Raw genomic sequence first — 22,014 nt, 5'->3', positions numbered from 1 at the left:
TTTCGTAACAGACACTGATTAATTTACGAGAATATCAAATCGCGATTTACTAAATCACGATTTGATAAAACGAAAGGAAATATACAATGAAAAACGAAGAACAATACATTGAAATACAAAACGCATTAAGAGATAAGCTGGATCTGACAGACAGAATCCGAATGGATGAGATAAAAACAGTTGCGGGCGTAGATCTGGCGTACTGGAATGATGAAAATGGCAGCGAATGTGCGGTGTGCTGTATCGTTGTCGTGGATTTTAATACTCACGAAGTCATTGAGAGAAAATCATATGCCGGTAAGATCACATGTGAATATATCCCAGGATTTCTTTCATTCAGGGAGATTCCGTTGATTCGTGAAGCAGTAAAACTCCTTGAAAATGATCCGGATATTTTTATGTTTGACGGAAACGGATATCTTCATCCGAGACATATGGGTATAGCTTCGCAGGCTTCATTTGATATCGGAAAACCATCTATCGGTGTGGCAAAATCATATTATAAAATTGAGGATACGGATTATACAGAGCCGGGAAAATCAAGAGGTGATATGACTGATATCGTGATAAATGATGAAGTGTACGGATGCGTACTCAGAACAATGGATAATGTAAAACCGGTTTTTGTATCAGCCGGAAATTACATATCACTTAAAACGTCTATCGATATTGTTCTCAGCCTTACAGATAAAGAAAGCCACATTCCGGTACCGACCAGAGAAGCTGATCTTGAAACTCATAAGAAGAGAATAGAGTGCAAAGCGTCCGGCATTATGGGTGCTTGCTGATATGTTCAACGGTCGCCGAACGGCGGCCGTTTTCCATAGAACGCCGAAGGCGTACCATAAGCTGTGCATTTGACACATCATGTGTTTGCGGTTATAATAATACTTACATACCCACCTTGTAAAAGGCAGAATACAATGCTTAATAAGGTGGGCTTGTTTATATGGAAAGGGGTTTATAGAGAGATATGACAGACAAAACACAGCATGCGCAGTGCATTATCGAGCGTTACAGAAATGAGCTTTCGGATAGATTCAAGCGTCACACTTCATATTATAACCATGATGACAATTTTCGCCTGAGGCAGTATTACTGTTTTCCGCATCTTTATTCAGCGCTGTTTTATGATCCGTCTCCGGAGCAGATAAAGTTTATAGGAACGCAGGCACATTATATTGAAAATCATAATGTGAATTTTTTTCTTTTTGCCGAGAATATGATGAAATTTGCTCCTGTGGAGATCGGTGAAGTAGATTTTGAAAAGTGGAAAGAAAGAAGCTGCCCTGGCGGATATTATCTGTACTACCGTGCGTTGCTCATATTCGGTTCAGCACATCCGAACGGATTTTTCCGTGAACAGTGTCTGGAGCATTTTGTGGATGATGATCTTTATGACATGATTGGATATACGCTTATCCGTTTTAATGATACTGTTCCGCAGGTGCGTCGTACTGCAATGAAGATATTTTATGAACTGATGCGTAAGGAGAGAGCAGCTGAATATCTGGTAAATGCGATGCCTTATGTTGAGCATGTGCGCAGAGGACAGAAAGCAAAGCGTTCTGCTGAGTTCTCGATGGATTACCTTGATTCTTATATTATGGAGACCTTTGAGAGAAACGCTGATACAGTACTGAAGGCGTATATACATACAAGGAGGCTCTGCTACAAACTGTTTTTCCTTCACCCGGAACCGAAATACCGTGATCTTATCATATATTTTTTCAAAAATGAATGTTCATATGAACTGCGGTGTTTACTGGAACGGATATATATTAAAATGTCAGGAGAATGCATTCCCGATGAAGTTCAGGCGATATTTGCGAATGACGAAAATGAACATGTTCGTCTGATCGCATATGAGTATAGCCTTGAAAAAGAGGGAATATGGGAAGGCTTTGAACAGCTGCTGTTTTCTGAATCTGCTCATATAAGGAATTTTGCACGCAGAAATCTTAAAAAGACAGGTTTTTGATATTCTGAAGTTCTGCAGAGACAATCTGCCGCAGTCACTCTGGGAGTTTGCAAATTCCGGTACCAAAGATGATATCCCGCTTATACGTCAGTATCTTGAACAGTATCCCCGTGAGGCGATGTATGCGCTGGTTAAGCTCGGTACGGAAGACAGCAAGGATATCGTTCTGAAGATTATGCACAGTGATGATCCGGTACTTGCGAAGGCTGCGTTCCGTATTGCAGGGAAGGCGCTTGATTTTGATAAGGATGAACTAAAGAATCTGATATACGCTGAAACAGACTTCATCGTACAGTGGAGACTGATAAAGCTGTTTACGAAAAACGGAGTATGGAAGGTAATGCCCGATCTCCTGCATTTCACACGTGATCTTCCGAAACAGAGAGGTGATCTTCTGTACCTGTTAAAGTGCAAAACCGGGCACCCTGTTTATTTATCAATGGATTATAACAAGGAAATTCAGGCAGCACTCAGATATGCAGGAGAAGCTAATGCTATTCCATATTATATAAACAATCAGATATTCACTGACATGAAAATGTGGTGGTAATACTTAAAACTGGATAATGTTCAACGGTCGGTATACAGTATAATAATATCAAATCACGATTTACTAAATCACGATTAGATAAACGGTGGTGCCTGCGGCACAATTTTAATTAAATCCAAAGTTGACTCTAAACAAAAAAAACTATTATACTTATGAGTATGAAAATGTAATAATAAAACATATTTAAAATTTCAAAAGGAGTAATGATTGCTATTCAGATGAAACATGATTATTCATATGAAAAACAAATTATAAATAACTCAATACAATTCGTAGAAAATATAAAGACAAATTTCAATTCTGTCATTATCATATTTCGAGATATTAATACTGGAAACAGAACAAAATTCGAAGTCTTAAACTTCAATAATTTTTCTATTAATCTGGATGATCCAAAGAATATGACAGACAATAAACTTGATAATATTCAGCAGACTCTTATTGGATTAAGTTTTGAAGAACGTGATGATAGAATTTTGTATTGTATTAAAACTGATGATTATGAAGTCTTCTTTGAAAGCAACAATCATCCAAAAATTGAGGCGTACTAAATGGAAGTTAAGACTATTAATTATTTTGATAAAGACTTTGATTATGATGACTTTATAATTTCTGGTGAAATCTATATAGGACCAGAGGATGAAGATTTTGTTTACGACGTTTTTGAATTTAATGTTATTAGCATAAAACGATTATATACTAATTTTGAGAACGAAACAGGCAATTCGGTTATGTTAAACAGAGGTTGGATAATTGTAAAAGAATTTGATGAAAATCTTATTGCAAAAGAGATTGATTCAATAGTTTCTAAGTGCAGACATTTAGATGATGAAGATAATTATATCGAATTAAGCTCATATTTCAGAAGATTGAATTAATAAAGATAAATTATAAAAATGAAACTACACATATGCAAAATTGCATTTACGACAGTTTCAGTAAAACAAAATGAGGTGAAAGCAATTATGAAGAATCAGGACATTGATAACGGTAATTCATTTGACTGGGGCAAAACGTCTAAGGATTATGCGAAGTTCAGGGACATCTATCCTAAGGAGTTCTATGACAAGATCCTTTCACTTGGCGTGTGCGTTTCCGGACAGACTGTACTCGACATAGGAACAGGAACCGCGAATGTGCCCCGCGCACTGTATTCACACGGTGCAAAGTGGATCGGTACCGATATCTCAGAAAACCAGATCGAATCTGCTAAAGAGCTGTGCAGAGAACAGGGAATGGACATTGAACTGTATACGTGCCCGGCTGAGGAGATCGACTACCCCGAGAATACATTTGATGTAATAACGGCGTGTCAGTGCATCTGGTATCCTGACCATAAGGTAACTGCACCGAAATTTGCTAAGATACTTAAGCCGGGCGGAAAGTTCCTTATCCTTTACATGGGCTGGCTGCCGTATGAAGATAAGATCGCAGGAGGCAGCGAGGAGATTATCCTTAAGTACAATCCGGACTGGTCCGGTCACGGTGATACCAGAAAGCACGTCTGGGTACCGGATGAGTACCTTGAATTCTTTGACATTACTCTTCAGGAAGAATTTGATGTAAATGTACCTTTTACACGTGAAAGCTGGCATGGCAGAATGCGCGCATGCAGAGGCGTCGGCGCTTCGATGGATGAAAAGACGATTAAACTCTGGGAAGAAGATCACACAAAGTTCCTTATGGAAAATGCACCGGAACAGTTTGATGTTCTCCACTATGTATCTATTGCTGAGCTTACTCGCAAAAGATGATCTGAACGAATGGATAAACAAAGATTCCGATCCCCGGAAAGTAGCGAAAAAGGCAGTTACCAATCTGGTAATGGAAAAAGCCAAGGATTATCCGGAGCCGAAACCCGCGTTTATGCAGCTTGAATTCGAATGAAAAAGACACAGGAACATTTTGAGCTCCTGTGTCTTTTTCTTTACTAATGGTGGCTGCTACCGCAGCAATTATAATAGCACGCCGAAGGCGTTCCGATTAAATGGTTGCGCCTGTCGGCGCAATTGAAAAAGCTGCATTTCTCCCCATCCTTAAGGTTCTCCCTCTGCACACCCTTTCCTTGAACTTCCCCCACATTGCGGCTTTTGCTTTTTTATTATAGTGCGGAGGTTGGTGGGCTTAAGGCAGGGTGGAGGCGTTATGTATAAGGAAAAACTCTGATTGAAAACGGGATTAAATCATGTTGTATTGAATTATCCATTGATATATGCTATAATCTTATGAAAGACAAAATAAGGGGGACACAGTGATAATGATAAAACCACACTGTTTCAGAATGAAAAAATTATTCCGCATGTCGGCACTTGTACTTGCGGCGATGGCGGCTTTTGCACTTACAGGATGTTCAGAAGGCAAGATGCTTTCAGACAAAGAGCTTGTTAATGTGCTGTCAAAAAAGCTTGGATATAAGGTAGAGATCACCGAACAGGAACAGCAGAATGGTGAAACTTTGCCAATACTGTACAGCATGAAATGCGCTGACGGTACGGAATTTACGGTGACGCGTCATAAGAAGCAGCACGGTTACTTCGGAAGCTTCTACTACGAATATGCTTGCGATTACCTTCTTGAATGGGTACATGACCACCCGGAATTGAACTCCGCAATAGATGAGCGGAATCTTATCCATGTGGATTACGGAGGAGGGACGAAAATCAACGCCCGCAGTTTTGATGAGATTCATACGGCAGTAGAGGCTGCCTGTGCACTGGTTGAAGACAGTTCGAACAATATACCTGCGTTGTCCGATATTGATGATGATTACGAATTGAAGTTCGATCGCCCCGTTGTCATGGTTACCTTTCTGGACGGAGATAATGAGAAGTCGATCACGTCTTCCTCATTGTTTAATTTTTCCGACGGTACGGAAAAGGTAGATTATGACGAGGAACGTGAGATATATAACGCTGAGTGGAAATATGTTGACGACGTTCGCCACGGTTATATACATGTTGTTCTGCCTGATGAGATACTGGCGAAGTATGGACCAGGCAGACTTGAAGTCATGCTGCTGAACAGGAAATATGATCTTTCGCGTGCAAGGAACACAGGTCAGGACCTTCCGATTGAAACTGGTGAAAATCTGTATACTGTTTCAGACTGGTGTAATGTTCAGCAAAACGAAATACTTGATTTTCCGTGGCTTGCTTCATTTGCAGAGTGTACAGGCTTTAAACCATATGCCGCTGACAGCAAAAGCTACACGCTTGCCAGGGGAGATGAGAAGGTAGTATTCCGTTTTTTCTGAAAGCGGATGTTTCGCTGAGCGCAACGGTGTGAAAACAGATCTTCGCGGGAAGATTGAGATCAGTACTACTTCGTATGGTTTTGAACTTACCACTGATGATCTGACGAAGCTGTTCGATACGGAATTTAAGCTGGATCTTGTAAACGGAACTGCTGAGATCACTAATATGAAGAAGTAAATAATAAAAAATCGCCATATTTCAATTGATTGTGTTCAAATGGAGGCTGCTATCGCAGCAATTTTAATAGCACGTCGAAGGCGTACATTTTCTTCCCTGAGACAGTATGAAAATGCTGCTTTCAGGGAGAATTTTTTATAGTTAAAAAAGATCGTCTCCATAATGTATATATTACTTGATTTTCACCTCATAACATAGTATCATAGAATAGTAATATTAAATGGATTTAAAGGTATCATATGAGAAGAACAGACAAGTTGAATGATAATAAATGACGGGGGATTGAAATTTGGAAAACGGGATAATTAAGGAACTGAACAACGGTTTCACTACAGCTTTTATAGACAGTACAAATTTATCGAATCTTGCTTACAGGCCGCAGTTTGTATCGAACGATTATCGGAACGGAAGGAAAGTTCTTTCAACGATTGAAGATGAACTGAAGAACTGTGACAGTTTCTGTATAAGCGTTGCTTTTATCACTATAGGTGGAATTACTCCGCTTCTCATGACATTGAAGGAACTTGAGAGGAAAGGTATTAAAGGACGTATTCTTACTACAAACTATCTTAACTTCAGTGAACCGGCTGCTCTGAAAAAACTTCATGAACTTAAAAACATTCAGCTGAAAATGTTCGATGTGAAGGCGAGTGAAGGTTTTCATACAAAGGGATATATTTTCCGCAAGGATGATCTGTACCGTATAATCATCGGAAGTTCTAATATGACAAGAACTGCGCTTACCACCAATCACGAATGGAATACAAGATTTATTTCTACTGAAAACGGAGAAATGGCAAAGCAGATCATTGATGAATTTGAAGCTTTCTGGAATTCAGAGCATACATCTGATTACAATGATTTTATCGAAACTTATGAAATACAGTATGATATCATAAAGCATCAGAGAGCTCTTTCGTATTATAATAACGTCATCTCACTTGATCAGCATAAGTTAAAGCCGAATTCAATGCAGACAAATTTCATTGTTAATCTGAAAAAGATCATTGAATCCGGCGAAGACAGAGCACTTCTTATTTCTGCAACAGGTACAGGTAAAACATATGCCTCTGCTTTTGCAGTTAGAGAGCTTGGATTTGATAAGATACTGTTTGTAACTCACAGAACTCAGCTTTCCGTTCAGACAGAGAAGTCATACAAAAATGTATTCGGGAACACGAAAACAATGGGGTTTATCGGTAACGGTAAACATGATACTGACAGTGATCTTATCTTTGCTACGGTTCAGACTTTGAGTAAAGAAGAAAATCTGAAGAAGTTTAAACCGGATCATTTCGATTGTATTGTTATTGATGAGGCACATCATAGCAGCAGTGATATGTTCTGCAAGGTGTTTCAGTATTTCAGGCCGGCTTTCTGGCTCGGTATGACTGCGACTCCAGATAAGAATGATGACAGCAGGGACGGAAAGAATATTTATGAAATCTTCAATTACCAGATAGCATATGAGATCAGACTGCAGAAGGCTCTTGAAGAAGACCTGCTTTGTCCGTTCCATTATTTCGGTATCAGCGATCTTGATCTTATCAGTGATGAAACCGGTATGAACGAAAAGCTGAATGCGGAAGATTTCAGCCTGCTTACCAGTGAGGAACGAGTTAGTCATATCATTTCAAATGCAAAATACTATGGCTACAGCGGGGACAGAGTCAAGGGAATAATATTCTGCAGGACAATAAAAGAATCTGAAGAACTCTCTGCTAAAATGAATATAAGGGGCTACCGTACACTTGTTCTGACCGGTGCTTCAACTGATGAACAGCGTACTGAAGCCTTTGAGCGTCTTGAAATGGATTCGGAAACAACTAAATCAGGAAAATCACAGCTTGACTATATCTTTTCAGTTGACCTTCTGAATGAAGGTGTTGATATAAGATCCGTTAATCAGGTAATTATGCTTCGTCCTACTCAGTCGCCGATCGTTTTCATTCAGCAGCTCGGCAGAGGTTTAAGAAAATGCGAAGGCAAGGAATTTGTTGTCGTACTTGATTTCATCGGAAACTATACAAAGAACTTTCTGATTCCGGTTGCGCTTTATGGGGACAGAACATATAACAAGGATAATCTGCGTAGAGGCGTGATTGAAGGCGGACGAACAATTACCGGATCGTCAACAATCCACTTTGATGAGATAAGCCGTAACAGGATCCTTTCATCTGTTGACAGTGCGAATTTCAGCGATGTCAGAATGATTAAAGAGAATTATCTTACGCTGAAAAATAAGATTGGTCGTATTCCATCGCTTATGGATTTTGATACCTACGGTGAAATGGATGTATGCAGGATCTTTGATTCAAATACCCTCGGCTCATATTATAAGTTTCTCGTAAAGCATGAAAAAGAATACACTATCCGCTTTGACAGCGATAAAGAAAAGGTTCTTGAATTTATTTCGAAGAAACTGGCATCCGGTAAGCGTGTTTATGAGCTTCTGCTTTTAAAACTGATACTTGAAGGAAAACATGATAACCTTTTCAATTCTCTTAAGAGTGAGGTCAAAGTACGATATAAAAAAGAAATGACTTTACTTAACTGCAACAGCACAGCGAAGATCCTTACCAATGAATTTGCGACGGGAAGCGGAAAAGATACGTACAAGGTTTGCGTATTTATTGAAGAAAGCGGCTCAGACTATAAAGCGTCTGCTCGTTTCCTTGATATGATGTCTGACAGGGATTTTTATAATACAGTTGAAGAACTCATCGGTTTCGGCATAAGCCGTTATGAAAGAGATTATTTAAACTCATATAAGGATACTGATCTTGTACTTTATCAGAAATACACTTACGAAGATGTATGCCGTCTGCTTAACTGGGAGAAAGGCGAAGTGCCGCTCAATATCGGCGGATATAAATATGATAAGACAACAAACACATTTCCGATATTTATAAACTACGACAAGAGCGAAGATATTTCAGCAACTATCAACTACAGTGATCATTTTACCAGTAACAGTTCACTTATCGCTGTTTCAAAATCCGGAAGAACTCTGGAATCGGAAGATGTGCAGAAATTTATTAAATCAAAGGAACTTGGAATCGCAGTTCATCTCTTCGTAAGAAAAAATAAAGATGATAAAATCTCAAAGGAGTTTTATTATCTCGGATATGTCAGACCTACCGGAAAGACAGAGGAATTCATCATGCCTGGTACAGATAAAACAGCCGTCGAAATAGAATGGCTGCTTGATGTTCCGGTCAGGGAAGATCTTTATGAATACATTGCAAACACATAGGAGTTAGTTTAAATGAAAACAATAAGAGTAGTAGCAGCAGTAATACTTGATTCATCGGACAAACCGTCCCAGATCTTTGCGACAGCCCGCGGATACGGCGAATACAAAGGCGGATGGGAGTTTCCAGGCGGAAAGATAGAACAGAATGAATCACCGGAAGATGCTATTGTCCGTGAAATAAAAGAAGAACTTGATACTGAGATCATTCCTCTGGAAATGTTCCATACAGTAGAATATGATTATCCGAATTTCCACCTGTCCATGGACTGCTTCTACGCTGTTGTAAAACAAGGTGATCTTGTTCTGAAAGAAGCAGAAGACGCAAAATGGCTAACTGCCGATACGCTTGATTCAGTTGACTGGCTGCCGGCGGACAGAGAATTAATCGATATTATCAGACGTAAACTGTAATATTACGCATAAACCAAGCCTTAAGCCCGCAAACCTCCGAGCTATAATAAAAAGCAAAAGCCGGCAATGATGGGGAAGGTGTTGGGAAAGGGAGTGCAGAGGGAAAACCGAAGGAAGGGGAAGAAATGCCGGCTTTTACTGCGAATTTTGTCGTTCTTCCCCTTTATAAGGTTGTCCCTTTGCAGTCATCCGCTTAGAAAATGATTAAACAAAGTACCTGTGCTGAAAGCATCAAGTCTTGAGTTAAGGGCATTTCGGTTAAATACATGTGTCAGCGCATCGATCCTGCTCGATGATTCTCACCCCTTAATCCGCTTCGGTGTCAGTAATAAGCTTTTCAGCCTGTTCTGCCGGCATCGGTTTTCCCCATATATATCCCTGAATAAGGTCACATCCTATATCCTTCAGGGTCTCAAGCTGAGTATCTTCCTCAACACCTTCGGAAATGACCTTAAAGCCCATAATGTGACCGATAGATATTATCGCTGCCACATACTGCTTTGAAAAATCGCTCTCATTCATCTTGTCAATAAATGATTTGTCTATTTTAAGCAGATTGGCAGGGAATTTATTCAAGTAACTCAGAGAAGAATATCCGGTACCAAAATCATCAATTGCTATGTTTATACCCATTTTGCGAAGCTCATCTATGCATTTAAGGGCTTTATCAGCTGATTCTATCATAATTGACTCGGTGATTTCCAGTTCAAGTGAGCTTGCAGGCATTCCGCTTTCACGCAGAATATTCTGTACTTCTTCCGGAAAATCCTTTTTCATCAGGTGACGTACTGATACATTGACGCTGAGAACTATTTCTGAAGCTGTATTCTTTATAATACTGCCTACAAAAAGTGCAGCTTTCCTGAATACGACCGTATCGACCTTGTCAACAAGTCCGACTTTTTCAGCAACAGGTATGAATTCACCCGGGCTGATAAAATCGCCGTTTTCGTCCTTCATACGTGCGAGCGCTTCAAACCCGTACAGTTTGTGTTCCATATCAAACTGAGGCTGAAGATGAAAGAAAACGCCGTCATTTTCAAGTGCTGTTCTGAGTTTGTTTTCAATAATGAGTGAACGCTTTGGACGAAGCATGTCAGATGTGAAATGCAGGATGTGATTGCTGCTGTTCAGCCTTTTTACTTCACGCATTGCAGCGCTGGCTTCGGAAATAAGGCTGTCAGATGTGTTTGCATCTTCCGGATAGGAAGAGTAACCGAAACTTGCGGTAACGAAAATATCCTGTCCGTCAATATTAACACGTTTGTTTAATGCTTCTTCGTACTGTGAAATTATCCGCATTATCTCTTCTTCTGAATAATCTCCTTTGATCACGATTGCAAATTCATCACCGCCCATACGTGCGATAAGGTTCTGAGTGCCGGACGTGTTTTCCTTAGCGATCTTTGTCCATCTTGATGCAATTTCTTTGAGCACGTAATTTCCAGCTTCAAATCCCATACTGTCGTTTATGCTCTTGAAACCGTTTATATCGGCTGATACAACGGAAAAAGCAGTGCGTGTTCTGATATGATAACTGATGACGTCCGTGCAGGCAAACCGGTTAGGAATACTGGTAAGCCGGTCGGTATAGCTTATCTTTTTAAGATGTTCGAGCATTTTATGACTTGAAAGCTTCGAAGAAATAAAGAATGTGGTCAGCTCAAGAGTTTCCTTGATGCGTATAGTATCAGCAGTTTCAAAATTTGTAGCCCAGATGTAACCGAGTATTTCACCGGCATACCGGAGCGGAAGAAAAACAATGCTGTTGACGTTTGCTTTTCTGAGGTCTTCGTACCATATCTGATTGATTTTCTGCAGATAGATCCAGTCTTTTTCTTCCTTTACGATCAGGCAGTCTCTTCCGGTTATCATATCTGCCCAGGTCCTTGCAACCACTGAATAATCACTGCGCTGTGCAAAAGGTCTTATATATGTGTGTTCAGCACGGTCAGTAGCAATAATTGAAAAAGTATCTTTTTCAATATCTGTGAGCATGATGGAACATACTTCTGCACGGCAGATAAGACGTATGTCATGAATTATGCTCTGCATCGTTTTTTCAAAATCATCGGTGCTGTTCAGTTTTATACAGGTTTTTATAACGTCTTCCGATGTGGTGCTGTTTTTGCCTGAACTCATGCCTACGTTGTATGCATTGCCTGGGATAGCAGTATAGGCACAGTAGCAGAGATCATCTTTTTCATAGTTTACCGGCACGCAGAAGATCTCAAACCACATATTCAGATCGTTCAGATTGAAAAATGTGTGTACCGAAAGTTTTTTTACAGCGGCTCTGAAGCATATGTCTTCGAAGTTCAGATCTTTCGGCAGATAGTTTTCATAAAGTGAGTTCGGAATGTATTTTTTTTCATGCTGAAAAATATCCGGAATTCCGGGAACCTCTGAAAGATCACCAAGCGGCTGTTCAAGAGGAATAATGTATTTTTCATTTGCTGCGACAAGACGAATCTCCCCGTATCCGTCATCGCCTTTTTTCTGTACTGATATTATGCAGGTAGCCTCATAAAAGCTGTCTGCGATTTTCTGTAGATCCATAGCAGCTCCTTTCTTAAAATCCCCGTTCCAGGAAGCAGTAATCCCAGTAAGACTATGGTATAACAGTTGAATGGTTTATCGAATATATATAAATATATTATACAATATAATTCCGGAATATTCAATAGAAATATGTGAAAAAAGTAAAGTCCTGAGAAAGATTAGTGCACTTCCTCAGGACTTTACTCCGAAGCTGATAAAAGGTAGGTAATATCAGCCTCTGGATTTTATAGAGTTGATTGACGAAAATATCTAAGGGGGAAAGCTGATCCGGAGTTCAGGATGGGGGAAAGCTCTGAAGATCAGCTTTTTAACTTGATCAGCGGAGCAGTCTGCTCTTGAGTAAAACAAGATCGAGAATGCTTACCTTACCGTCACCGTTTACGTCAGCTTTAAGGTTTTCTGCCTTTGCGGTTCCGGACATTACAGAGATCACAGCTACGAGATCTTTTGAGTTTACTGAACCGTCCGAATTAACGTCGCCGTTTACGGTATCATTTTTCGGATCAGATGTCTGTCCGGATGAACCGGTACCTGAATAGAGTGCAGTAACTGTCGTGCTGTCTTTTAAAGTGATCTCCGCGGTCTTTGTCTTTACAACTGTGCCGTCACTAAGCTTCCAGCCAGCAAATTCACAGCCTTCAGCCGGTTCGACCGAAACTGTTACAGGATAATCCGTGTAGTATTTTCCTGTATATTTTCCTGATGAGAAATCAGGTGTAAGAGTGTTTACTTTAACTGTTCCGTATTTCTGGTCGTTTGAAACCGTAACTGATACGAGGCTGCCTTTAAGTCCGGCAGCATTTTTAAGATGTGAAACAGCATACTGGTATCTTGAACCGAACCAGTTCTTTACTGTAGAGACTGAGTTTGAGAAGTTATTGCTGTTTCCCCAGAATTTCTTGAAAGTATCTGCGGCCGGTTCACGGTATATGCCTGTATATTCGCTTATAAGGGCGTTTACCTTGTTTGTGTCAAAGTTATAGTTTGCTATATCCATGAAAGTTACAGTGAACTTCTGTCTGAATTCAGGGTTCTTAAGCGCAGCTTTGAGAAGGGTGTTCACAAAATTCTCTTCCTTGTCAAGGATCTGGAACAGGTTTATATTTGCCGGAACTGTGTTGTAGATATTCGATGAGAATTCGGTATCAAATAGAATGAATCTCCATCTGCCGTCTGCATACGGATTGCTTTCATCGACTGTTGTCGCTTTCCAGAGTGCAACGTTGTTCTTGCCCCAGTCCTTGTTTGCTATATAGATCTCAGTTGCCATGTAGTCAGCGAAGCTGTCCATATCAACAAGACTGCAGAGCTTTTCGTAGTTTTCCGATGAAGAAAGATCGGTTTTCTTTACCCATTCACCGAGTTCCTCGTATTCCTTGTAAGTTGCTTCTTCGCCTTCGTCAAGCTTCTGGTTCTTGACGATGCATACGTCCTTTTTGCTTACGCCGGTGTGGTCCTTTATGTATTTTTCACTGAGCTTTTCAGTTATTTCATAATGTCCGTAGAACTGACCGTTTACGAAAACTATGCAAGGCTCCATAGCCTGTTCAAGAAATTCGCGGTCGTTTACAAGTGCCTGGTTGAGTTTGTCCCTGAATCTTGTGTCCTGGCAGTCGTTGCCGGCATTTCTGAGAATGAAGCTGTCAAATTCCTTAATTTTCTTTCCGGTGGATTCACTTCGCAGAGCTCCTGAGAAAAGATCATATTCAATAGTTGATTTTCCGTAGTCTTCTCTTGCATACACGTTGAAACTCTTCTGATTGAATTTACGTGAATATCCGCCGTGTATTCTGATTCCGATATTCTGATCAACATCGAGTTTGCCGCTGCTGAAGATCTGCATGTTTGCAGGACGTTCCCATTCGCGGCCGCTTTCTTCATAGTTTGTCCAGATGCCTTTTTCTCTGCTGAAAAGATTATCGCTGTCGGTAACAAGTGAAATTATCTTAAAATCCTGATAGTATGATGCCTTGTTCTGATAGCCGAAGAAGTAAACAGCTGTTACAGGTTCGCTTGCATTGCCTTCGGAATCATATGCTATTGCACGAATTACTGCCGCATCATTTGATCCGTTCTGCTGTGGTGCGCCCGGGTCCTTGTCATCCGGTCTCTTTCCTGCATCAGGACCGCCGTCCTCAGGTCTTTTGCCGTCTTCAGGACGTTTTCCGTCTTCCGGCTTTCTTTCCGACTGAACGGCTTTATTCAAAGCATTTGCAAGATCTATTGCAGAAGTGTATTCATTGGAGCTTTTGTCCGGAGTGGATGAATCTACAGTGAAATAGATCTTTGACCCTTCTTCTGCGCTGAGTGTAAGATCAAAACTGTCGTTATAGAAACCCGACGGTGCTGAAAAAACAGGGGATTGAACTACCTTTTTGATCACAGAATCAGTCTTGTTTGCTTCACCAGGTGTCATTTTCATAACAGCAAACTCTGAAGCTCCGTCGCTTGATCTTCCGTAGGAAACATTTGCTTCTATAAGACCGAAAGAGATCGTATCAGCAGCATTTCCGCTTTTATCTGTAAGAGTGAGTGTTTCACCGTCTGTGGAAAGCCCGAAAAATGCAGTGTTCTTTCCTTCAAGTGTGAATTCCTTTGAATTGCAGTAAATGAGAAGATGCTCGCCTGCCTTTATTACTGTGCCGTCATTGAATTTAAACTTATCAGGCTTTTCAGCATTGTCTGAAAGTCCGTATCCGCTGATATCGATGCTTTCTGAAGAAGAATTGTAAAGTTCGATAAAATCATAGAAGTTTCCGTCCGGTGCAGCAAATTCGGTATTCTTTGCACACACTTCATTGATTACGATAGAACCTTTTTCAGCGGCATTTGCTGAAGATAACGGGAAAGAAGCCATTGTACCCAGCAGTGATGCTATGCAGCATACTGACAGAGCAGTTTTTCTGTTCTGAGTCATAATTAGTACCTCCGGAAGTTCCGCCGCACTCCGTCTGTCCGTTCATGGAGTGTCAGCTGATATTCTTTTAATATCCTTTTAAGTAACGTTACACATAAAAAATCCCGCTATCATAAACATCCTGTAATTAGATACATGAAATGCCGAAAAGGTTCCCGGAAAAATCAAATTTCTTCTCATAAGCATTATCCTGTATATAATAGCACAATATCTGATAACAGTCAATGATAAACAGCAATAAATGATGATTGCAATCAGAAAAAAAAGGCATTCTCCGAAAAAGGGAGAATGCTTTTTCTGTACTATAGAAACCGGTCCGGATCGTCGCATAATAGCAGGTCTGTTCGGACGTGATTTTTTGTTATTCTGCAGAATCAATCAGTTCAGAATGAGATTAAAAACCGGCGGTAATGTTTTTTCGTTTCAGCTGGTTATGTCTGATCTTTGGTTTTTTGTCTGCAATCTTTACCGGACGCAGGTTTTCCGGTACGTTGTCATTGAAGTAGGATACTACGTCTTCCTTGTTCATGGAACTGTCTGTTTCAACGTCGAGTCTGAGTACGTACACCCTGTACTCCTTTGAGTATTCAAGATAAGCACGGGCTGCGGTGACGCCTTTGCATTTCATGGCTTCTTTTTCGACCTCGTTCAGATCGTAGTAGTAACCGCCTTTGTGGTTTTCGACTCTTACCACGCGGGACTCAGGACCGAATACATTCAGTGAGTTGTCCGGCATTATTCTTGCTTTTATTCCGGTGTTATAGAGAATTCCTGCCGCATGCGGATTTTTCAGTGCAGATGTGTATGAAGCAGGTTTTCTGTCTGCTATGAAAAGCGTACCCCATGCACCGAAAGGTTTCAGATCAAGGGTGTGTTCGTCGAGGATCCATACTCCTGTGTTTTCTGATGACTCAGGAATGAGAGCTCTGCCGGATTCAGCGTTTATTTCTTCTGAAGAAAGCATAAGTCTTCCCGCACAGATCTCTTCAGGCAGTCCCGAGATGATCTCAGGTATAGTTTTGTTTTCCAGAAGAGCATTTACTACGTGCTGGTAGCAGTCTATAAGCACATAGACCGTGCTCGTGTCAAATCGGTTTGCGTGATAACTGAGATGCAGCATATAGCTTCTGGCCCTGTTCATGATCATGATACGGAACGGATGACTGTCAATGCTGATATCAACGCGTTTACACTGAAGGTCACCTATGCGGTCAACGTTGAAGATATCACCCTGGAACTGGAACAGATATTCTCCGTTGCTTGAGCATGATGTATGAAGTTTCATGACGTCTCTTACCTGCGAAGCCGTGTCTTCGAGAAGCTCATCAGTTGTACGGCATTTACCGGAATCATAGCGGCATGCATACTGTCTGAAGTACATACCAATGGAATCTGCATATCTTCCGTCTGTTCTTCCGCTGTGGATGCTTGTTGTGAAAATGCTTTCATTTCCGCTGAACAGTGAAATGCAGATATTGAATGCAGTCAGGAAAAGTATATTTTCCGATGTGCAGTGTTCTGCGCAGAAATTCATGACCTTCTCACGGTTTATACGGTATAGTCTCTGCTTTATTGTAGCCGGTATAACAGTGTCGATATCCATACCGTGATCGATCGTCATATTGCTTCCGCCGATCTTTATTCCGTTATAGATCTCAGCAAATTTTTCGCTGTCTTTATCAGGAACGCCGTTGTCGGCTCTGGCCTTTTCGTCAAGCAGATATTCGTAGAATGAGTTTGTTTCCTTTGTGAGCTTTTCACCGCTGTAGGCACGGCTTATCTCGCGTATGAACATTCCGAGCGAAACTCCGTCAGTAACTGCGTGCGAAAGATCGAGACGAAGATAAACGGCCTTTTCAGTTTTGTAAATACCGATGTGATACAGTTTTTCGCCTGGCTTATAGGTAAACGGAGCGACCAGATGTTCTTTTATCTTTTTCCACTCTGATTCAGTCGTTTTGATTATGTCGATATGGTTTTCGGACTTATCGTTCCTCAGAATGACAGCACGCTTCATATCTACTGTGCCTTTCAGTACAGGATGAGCGTCAATGGCTGCACTTACGGCATTTTTCAGACGCTCCGTATCAGTATTTAACGGGAGCTCGATGGCTGAAGGTACATTGCCGACTGTATTTCCGTTTATTACATAAATGAAATACTTCATCAGATTTGAAAGAGGATATTCATTTCTGACAGAATGATCAGTATAGGTCTTTTCAGATGATTTGATATATGCAGCAAGTTTTTCCACCGTGTCATTTTCCATAAGTGCGGCAAGGTCGATGCTGCATCCGAGCTTTTCGTAAATGTCAGTTATTGCAGAAACACAACCGAAAGAGTCGAGTCCGATCGAGGCGAAAGTTTCGTCGGTGCCGAAATCCTTTCTTCCTGAGGCTTTTGCTATGATTTCTGCTGTCAGTTTTTCAAGATCAGATGCACACTGCTTTTTCTGAGCAGTACCGGACTGAGCAGATGAAATACCTGTACCTGCCTTAGAACGTATGATCTTCTTTGAAGACGTCCTTTCAAAAGGTTTGTCTCTGAAAATAACTTCAGCTATGCGCTTGTATGAAGGAAGGTCTCTGTTTATCTCTGAAACTGCTTTTCGTACAGTTTCTTCTGTTTTTTCTCTGCCGTTTTCTGCGACAGCTGAGGGATCAGGATAAATTTCTGCTGCCAGCGAGTCGTTGTTTCCGAATACGATTATTTCAGCGACCGCTCTGCAGTCGGCGAACCTTTTTTCAATTTCCTCCGGTGATACATTTTCGCCGTTTGACAGTATGATGAGATTCTTTTTTCTTCCGGTGAGATAAAGAAAACCATCATTGTCAAGATGTCCGATATCACCGGTCTTAAGCCAGCCGTCTTCAGAAAGAACCTCTGCGGTCTGTTCCGGAGATCCGTAGTAACCGATCATTACGTTGTCACCTTTTACAAGGACTTCTCCGTCATCAGCTATACGTACTCTGCAGCTTGAAAGCGGCATACCGACAGTTCCTTTTTTGTCTGACGGTGCATCAAACGGAGCTTCGGTAATGGAAGGGGAACACTCGGACATTCCGTATCCGGATGCAATGCGAAGTCCGAAGTTCAGAATACCCACGCGAAGATCGTCCGGAAGGCCTCCGCCGCCGCTCAGGATCCTTGAGAATTTCTTTCCGAGTACTAGTTCCTTTATTTCAGAGACACCAAGCTCCGGATATTCTTCTTTTGCTGAGACAAGTGCGCGGTATATCGCCTTTACCATCATTGGAACTATGTGTATTGTTGCCGGCTGATATTTCTTTATATCGTCTGTGAAATGAGAAAGATCATCACAGATGCATACCGCCATTCCGAAGCGGAATGCATACAGGTAGTCACAGTTTACAGAGAATACATGATGAGGCGGAAGAAAGGCACATACGCTGCCTTTTTCAAGTTCCGGATTCGGTTTTACTGTTAGTATCGTGCTTAACATATTTCTGTGACTGAGCATTACGCCCTTGCTTTTTCCTGTAGTACCTGAAGTGTATATAATAAAGGCACATTCATCCGGTGATATGTCAGTGAAATATTCTGCAGGATGTTCTGAAATCAGACTGTCGAGCGGTTTGTCTGCGTCAGAGACAGGAAAGGAGAGCTTTACTTCCGGACAGCTTTCAAGTGCAGCTTTAACAGTACCTGAAAGATCTTTTTCATAAAAAATGATCTCTGCCCCGGATCTCTGCAGATGATCGGCAAGTGTTTCCGCATTCATCTGAGAATCGAGCGGGACGATGGCTGAACCGGCATATACTGTACCGATCATAACTGTCAGATAGTCGTAACCGGTGTGTCCGATAAGTGCAGCATTGATTTTTCGTCCTGCAGAGATGCTGTATTCCCGTATAAAGTGAGCAAATTTCCGTACGCGTGTCATGAATTCCGTATACGTACGCGAGAGTTCATTCCCTTTTTCCGTATATTTCAGAAAAGGACAGGTTCCGTACATTTCTTCGGCTTTTGTAAAGTAGTCGTTTAAATTTCTTATTCCGTCTGAGCTGATCATTTTTTATACCCCCTGATAATCATGCACATCTGCTTTATGTGTTGCGTAATACGCAGTATCTTAATATGTGATGGTATCACGACACATTAAAGAATATTGTATCAGAGTTTAATGCACAAGTCAATATCTTTTTGAGATATTGTATAACTTTCTATTACTAAAAAAGTTTACTTTATTTAATGCAAAGCTTGAATTGATCTGTATTATGTGGTATAATTATCTATATTTAGGGGACGCTTATAAAGCGTGAAAACGCCTGCTGATATGCAGAGCGGAATCAGATATTCTTATTCAGTTCAGATAAAAATCTTTTTATCTGTGCTGTGTTAATTTGATATGGGAAAGGGAGTGCTTTCTGTGAAGGGCAGGATCATTGCATTACTGTTATCAGCATTATTTTTACCGGTTCTGACTTCAGGGTGCGGTGCTGTAAATGAATCCGATGCAGCAGCTGCTGAGGATGGTGCAGACGAAGAGTCTGTCGGTACGGACGTTTCAGGATCATCATCAGATCAGCCTGCAGACAGTGAAGAACAGGACACGGAAGAAAGTGATACAGAAGTTAAAAATGACACTCCGGAACCGACGGGCAAGGATCATTCTATAAAAAAGAAAATGAAGTCTGAGGAGGTCTTTGATATTCTGTACGGAAGCTGGGTATCGGACAACAGCGATGATGAACTGATATTCAGTGCCGGTGTAGGCGACATAAGTTACAAGGCAGAGCTGGTCAGCAGCGGAGACTACGGGTTCAGTCAGCTGGTTTCCTATTTTGATGCTGCTCAGAAGAATGACGGTGTCAAGATAAGGTTCATTACCGGAAACGGCGGACTCGGCAGCTGTAAGGAGATGCTTCTTTCAGATGATCAGCAGTCACTTAAATACAAGACCGGATTTGACATAGACGAGAACGGTGAAAAAACCGTAAACTACATAACATTCAGGAAAAAATCCGATACCGTGATACCGGGACCGGACGGTAAATGGAAAGGCTGCGTCGGTGCGTTTCTCGGAGACAGCATTACTGCCGGATTCAATACATCAGACGGTAAAGGCTACTGGGATTATCTCGGCGAGATCCTCGGCCTTAAGGAAGCTATTCCTTACGGCGTTGCCGGATCATGCATTTCATCGCAGTCCGATATGGGAACGGACATTCCGCCTTTTGTTGAACGGTACAAGGATATCAAGAGAGATGCGGACTTTATCGTAATTTTCGGCGGAACGAATGACTACGGGTTCAATACACCTCTCGGAACTGAAGATGACACTACCGATGTATCTTTTTACGGTGCGCTTTATGAACTGCTTATGGGACTGAAAAAAGAACATCCCGGCGCTTCCATTGTATTTCTGACTCCTCTTCACCGTGTTGAGTTCGGAGGACTGAATACGGACAAGCAGAGAAATGAAGCCGGATATACTCTGTATCATTACATCGATGCTATTAAAAACAGATGTCAGAGAATGCAGATACCGGTCATCGATACCAATACTATCTACGGAATGAATCCTCAGGATGACTTTGTAAAGAACAATTATCTTACTGACGGACTGCATCCGAATGAAGAAGGCCACAGAATTTTAGCTGAGCGTATAGCCAGCTGTTTTGAAGGAATATAGTAAAACAGGGAGGTTTTAATTACGGAACCGTACAGACACACAGTACAGTATTATGAAACAGATAAAATGAAGGTGGTTCACCATTCAAACTATATCCGCTGGATGGAAGAAGCAAGAGTGTATTATCTCGACATGATAGGATGGAGTTTCAAAAAACTCGAGGACAGCGGCCTTGTTTCGCCGGTGGTAAGCGTATCCGGTAAATTCAGAACCAGCGCGGAGTTTACTGATGTTATACTTGTGAATATTTATGTTACAGAAGTAAAGGGTGCAAGTTTTGTATTAAAGTACAGAATGTACCGTGAATCAGACGGGGCATTCATTTTTGAAGGTGAATCCGTGCACTGCTTTACTCATGAAGACGGAAAATTTGTAAGACTTGAGCGTGAGCTTCCGGGACTTTTCGAAGAACTTAAAAAGCAGATGGCGGAAGAGCCGTTTCCGGCGTAACCGGCGTTTATCCTACATTTTTTTACAGGCGGATGCCGTGTTGTGTGTCCGTATCATCATTTAATAAACAAAAACACCCGCAGGGTTTGGATCATGATCAAACCCTGCGGGTGTTTTTCGTGTTTCATTTTTTTCAGTCAGTCAAAAGTGTAAATAAAGTTTACTCTTCTGTGAGCGTTGATTATGAGCGTTTCATTGTGCTCGGTTTTCTGTTTGTATGTTCCGTAGTTGTTGTGGATATGGCCGTGAAGGAAATACTTCGGTTTGTATTCTTCAAGAAGTTCATTGAACACCTTGAATCCGGTATGAGGAAGATCGGTTCCGTCGTTGATACCGAAAGCAGGTGAGTGTGTAACAAGTATGTCGAATCCTCCGGCTTTTTTGATAGTATTTCTGAGCTTCTTTACTCTTTTTACCATTTCTTCTTCAGTATACATTGCCGGTGCTCCGCAATCCTTGTATTTCATTGATCCTCCGAGACCGAGAATACGGATTCCTTTGTGAACGCTTAGTGTACCGTCGATCGAAAGACACCCTAAATGTTCTTCATCCTTGTCACAGTGATGGTTCCCGTTAACGTAAAGAACGTTGCAGTGAGCAGCATCTGCAATAAAGGAAAGATAATGCGGTGAAAGATCGCCGCAGGATATTATAAGGTCGATTCCGTCAAATACCCTGTGCTTTTCTTCGTAGTCACTGTAGAAGGACTGAACCTGTTCATCGGCAATAACAAGAATGTTTACCGGGTTTTTGTCCGGATTATCATCCTTTATCTGCTTTCTTCTTAATATCATTTAAAA

At 41.2% G+C, this 22,014-nt stretch carries 16 protein-coding genes; 12 read left to right on the top strand and 4 right to left on the bottom strand.

The features are described 5' to 3' along the window. The first annotated feature begins 86 nt into the window (after nt 1-86). From CC97_RS05015 to CC97_RS04975, 10 genes are all read left to right on the top strand, one after another. Nucleotides 87-788, top strand: a complete 702-nt coding sequence (locus tag CC97_RS05015; RefSeq protein WP_044974103.1) for an endonuclease V — start codon at nt 87-89, stop codon at nt 786-788. 185 nt (nt 789-973) lie between these two features. Then, a complete protein-coding gene (locus tag CC97_RS05010) occupies nt 974-1,981 on the top strand; it encodes a hypothetical protein (protein ID WP_044974102.1) in 1,008 nt (335 codons plus the stop codon). Beyond that, nucleotides 1,947-2,531 (top strand): hypothetical protein, encoded by a 585-nt coding sequence (locus CC97_RS05005; protein ID WP_044974101.1) that lies wholly within the window; start codon nt 1,947-1,949, stop codon nt 2,529-2,531. Before CC97_RS05010 ends, CC97_RS05005 begins: the two co-directional genes overlap by 35 nt. A 551-nt stretch (nt 2,532-3,082) precedes the next feature. Further along, nucleotides 3,083-3,409, top strand: coding sequence for an Imm8 family immunity protein (locus CC97_RS04995; RefSeq protein ID WP_044974099.1), 327 nt, complete (start codon nt 3,083-3,085; stop codon nt 3,407-3,409). Between the two features lie 87 nt (nt 3,410-3,496). Next, a complete protein-coding gene (locus tag CC97_RS04990; protein ID WP_044974098.1) occupies nt 3,497-4,285 on the top strand; it encodes a class I SAM-dependent methyltransferase in 789 nt (262 codons plus the stop codon). Continuing rightward, nucleotides 4,251-4,418 carry a hypothetical protein gene (locus tag CC97_RS19490; protein WP_197021902.1) on the top strand — a complete coding sequence of 56 codons (168 nt, stop codon included), beginning with the start codon at nt 4,251-4,253 and terminating at the stop codon, nt 4,416-4,418. Before CC97_RS04990 ends, CC97_RS19490 begins: the two co-directional genes overlap by 35 nt. A gap of 370 nt (nt 4,419-4,788) precedes the next feature. Beyond that, nucleotides 4,789-5,784: a hypothetical protein gene (locus CC97_RS04985; protein WP_044974097.1), complete on the top strand. Its 996-nt coding sequence runs from the start codon at nt 4,789-4,791 to the stop codon at nt 5,782-5,784. 28 nt (nt 5,785-5,812) lie between these two features. Further along, nucleotides 5,813-5,962 (top strand): hypothetical protein, encoded by a 150-nt coding sequence (locus tag CC97_RS20000; protein WP_156036774.1) that lies wholly within the window; start codon nt 5,813-5,815, stop codon nt 5,960-5,962. Between the two features lie 289 nt (nt 5,963-6,251). Next, complete coding sequence (locus tag CC97_RS04980) at nt 6,252-9,218, top strand: DEAD/DEAH box helicase (protein WP_044974096.1); 2,967 nt, start codon at nt 6,252-6,254, stop codon at nt 9,216-9,218. Nucleotides 9,219-9,230: 12 nt separating this feature from the next. After that, on the top strand, nt 9,231-9,629 hold the full coding sequence (locus CC97_RS04975) for a (deoxy)nucleoside triphosphate pyrophosphohydrolase (RefSeq protein ID WP_044974095.1): 399 nt from the start codon (nt 9,231-9,233) through the stop codon (nt 9,627-9,629). Nucleotides 9,630-9,935: 306 nt separating this feature from the next. Here CC97_RS04975 and CC97_RS18610 read toward each other — a convergent pair whose 3' ends face one another. From CC97_RS18610 to CC97_RS04960, 3 genes are all read right to left on the bottom strand, one after another. Then, nucleotides 9,936-12,188, bottom strand: a complete 2,253-nt coding sequence (locus CC97_RS18610) for a bifunctional diguanylate cyclase/phosphodiesterase (RefSeq protein ID WP_049962694.1) — start codon at nt 12,186-12,188, stop codon at nt 9,936-9,938. 319 nt (nt 12,189-12,507) lie between these two features. Beyond that, the gene (locus tag CC97_RS04965) at nt 12,508-15,108 is read right to left on the bottom strand and encodes a CotH kinase family protein (protein ID WP_044974094.1); all 2,601 of its coding nucleotides are present in this window, start codon (nt 15,106-15,108) and stop codon (nt 12,508-12,510) included. Between the two features lie 394 nt (nt 15,109-15,502). After that, entirely contained in the window at nt 15,503-19,141 is a 3,639-nt protein-coding gene (locus CC97_RS04960; RefSeq protein WP_044974093.1) for an AMP-binding protein, read from the bottom strand. Nucleotides 19,142-19,498: 357 nt separating this feature from the next. On the opposite strand from CC97_RS04960, the gene CC97_RS04955 reads away from it, so the two are divergent. After that, nucleotides 19,499-20,764 (top strand): SGNH/GDSL hydrolase family protein, encoded by a 1,266-nt coding sequence (locus CC97_RS04955; RefSeq protein WP_044974092.1) that lies wholly within the window; start codon nt 19,499-19,501, stop codon nt 20,762-20,764. An 18-nt stretch (nt 20,765-20,782) separates the two neighbouring features. Further along, nucleotides 20,783-21,214: a thioesterase family protein gene (locus CC97_RS04950; protein WP_156036773.1), complete on the top strand. Its 432-nt coding sequence runs from the start codon at nt 20,783-20,785 to the stop codon at nt 21,212-21,214. Nucleotides 21,215-21,351: 137 nt separating this feature from the next. On the opposite strand, the gene CC97_RS04945 is transcribed toward CC97_RS04950, so the two are convergent. Then, nucleotides 21,352-22,008, bottom strand: coding sequence for a metallophosphoesterase family protein (locus CC97_RS04945; RefSeq protein WP_044974090.1), 657 nt, complete (start codon nt 22,006-22,008; stop codon nt 21,352-21,354). Nucleotides 22,009-22,014: the final 6 nt, after the last annotated feature.

The organism is Ruminococcus sp. HUN007 (genome assembly GCF_000712055.1).
GTDB lineage: Bacteria > Bacillota > Clostridia > Oscillospirales > Ruminococcaceae > HUN007.
This window is presented reverse-complemented; position numbering and strand designations above follow the sequence as displayed.

Coding starts and splice junctions, on each gene's coding strand:
- CC97_RS04960 (WP_044974093.1), bottom strand. CDS start 19,141: ATGATCAGCTCAGACGGAATAAGAAATTTAAACGACTACTTTACAAAA.
- CC97_RS04985 (WP_044974097.1), top strand. CDS start 4,789: ATGATAAAACCACACTGTTTCAGAATGAAAAAATTATTCCGCATGTCG.
- CC97_RS19490 (WP_197021902.1), top strand. CDS start 4,251: ATGTATCTATTGCTGAGCTTACTCGCAAAAGATGATCTGAACGAATGG.
- CC97_RS18610 (WP_049962694.1), bottom strand. CDS start 12,188: ATGGATCTACAGAAAATCGCAGACAGCTTTTATGAGGCTACCTGCATA.
- CC97_RS05010 (WP_044974102.1), top strand. CDS start 974: ATGACAGACAAAACACAGCATGCGCAGTGCATTATCGAGCGTTACAGA.
- CC97_RS05015 (WP_044974103.1), top strand. CDS start 87: ATGAAAAACGAAGAACAATACATTGAAATACAAAACGCATTAAGAGAT.
- CC97_RS04965 (WP_044974094.1), bottom strand. CDS start 15,108: ATGACTCAGAACAGAAAAACTGCTCTGTCAGTATGCTGCATAGCATCA.
- CC97_RS04975 (WP_044974095.1), top strand. CDS start 9,231: ATGAAAACAATAAGAGTAGTAGCAGCAGTAATACTTGATTCATCGGAC.
- CC97_RS04945 (WP_044974090.1), bottom strand. CDS start 22,008: ATGATATTAAGAAGAAAGCAGATAAAGGATGATAATCCGGACAAAAAC.
- CC97_RS04995 (WP_044974099.1), top strand. CDS start 3,083: ATGGAAGTTAAGACTATTAATTATTTTGATAAAGACTTTGATTATGAT.
- CC97_RS04990 (WP_044974098.1), top strand. CDS start 3,497: ATGAAGAATCAGGACATTGATAACGGTAATTCATTTGACTGGGGCAAA.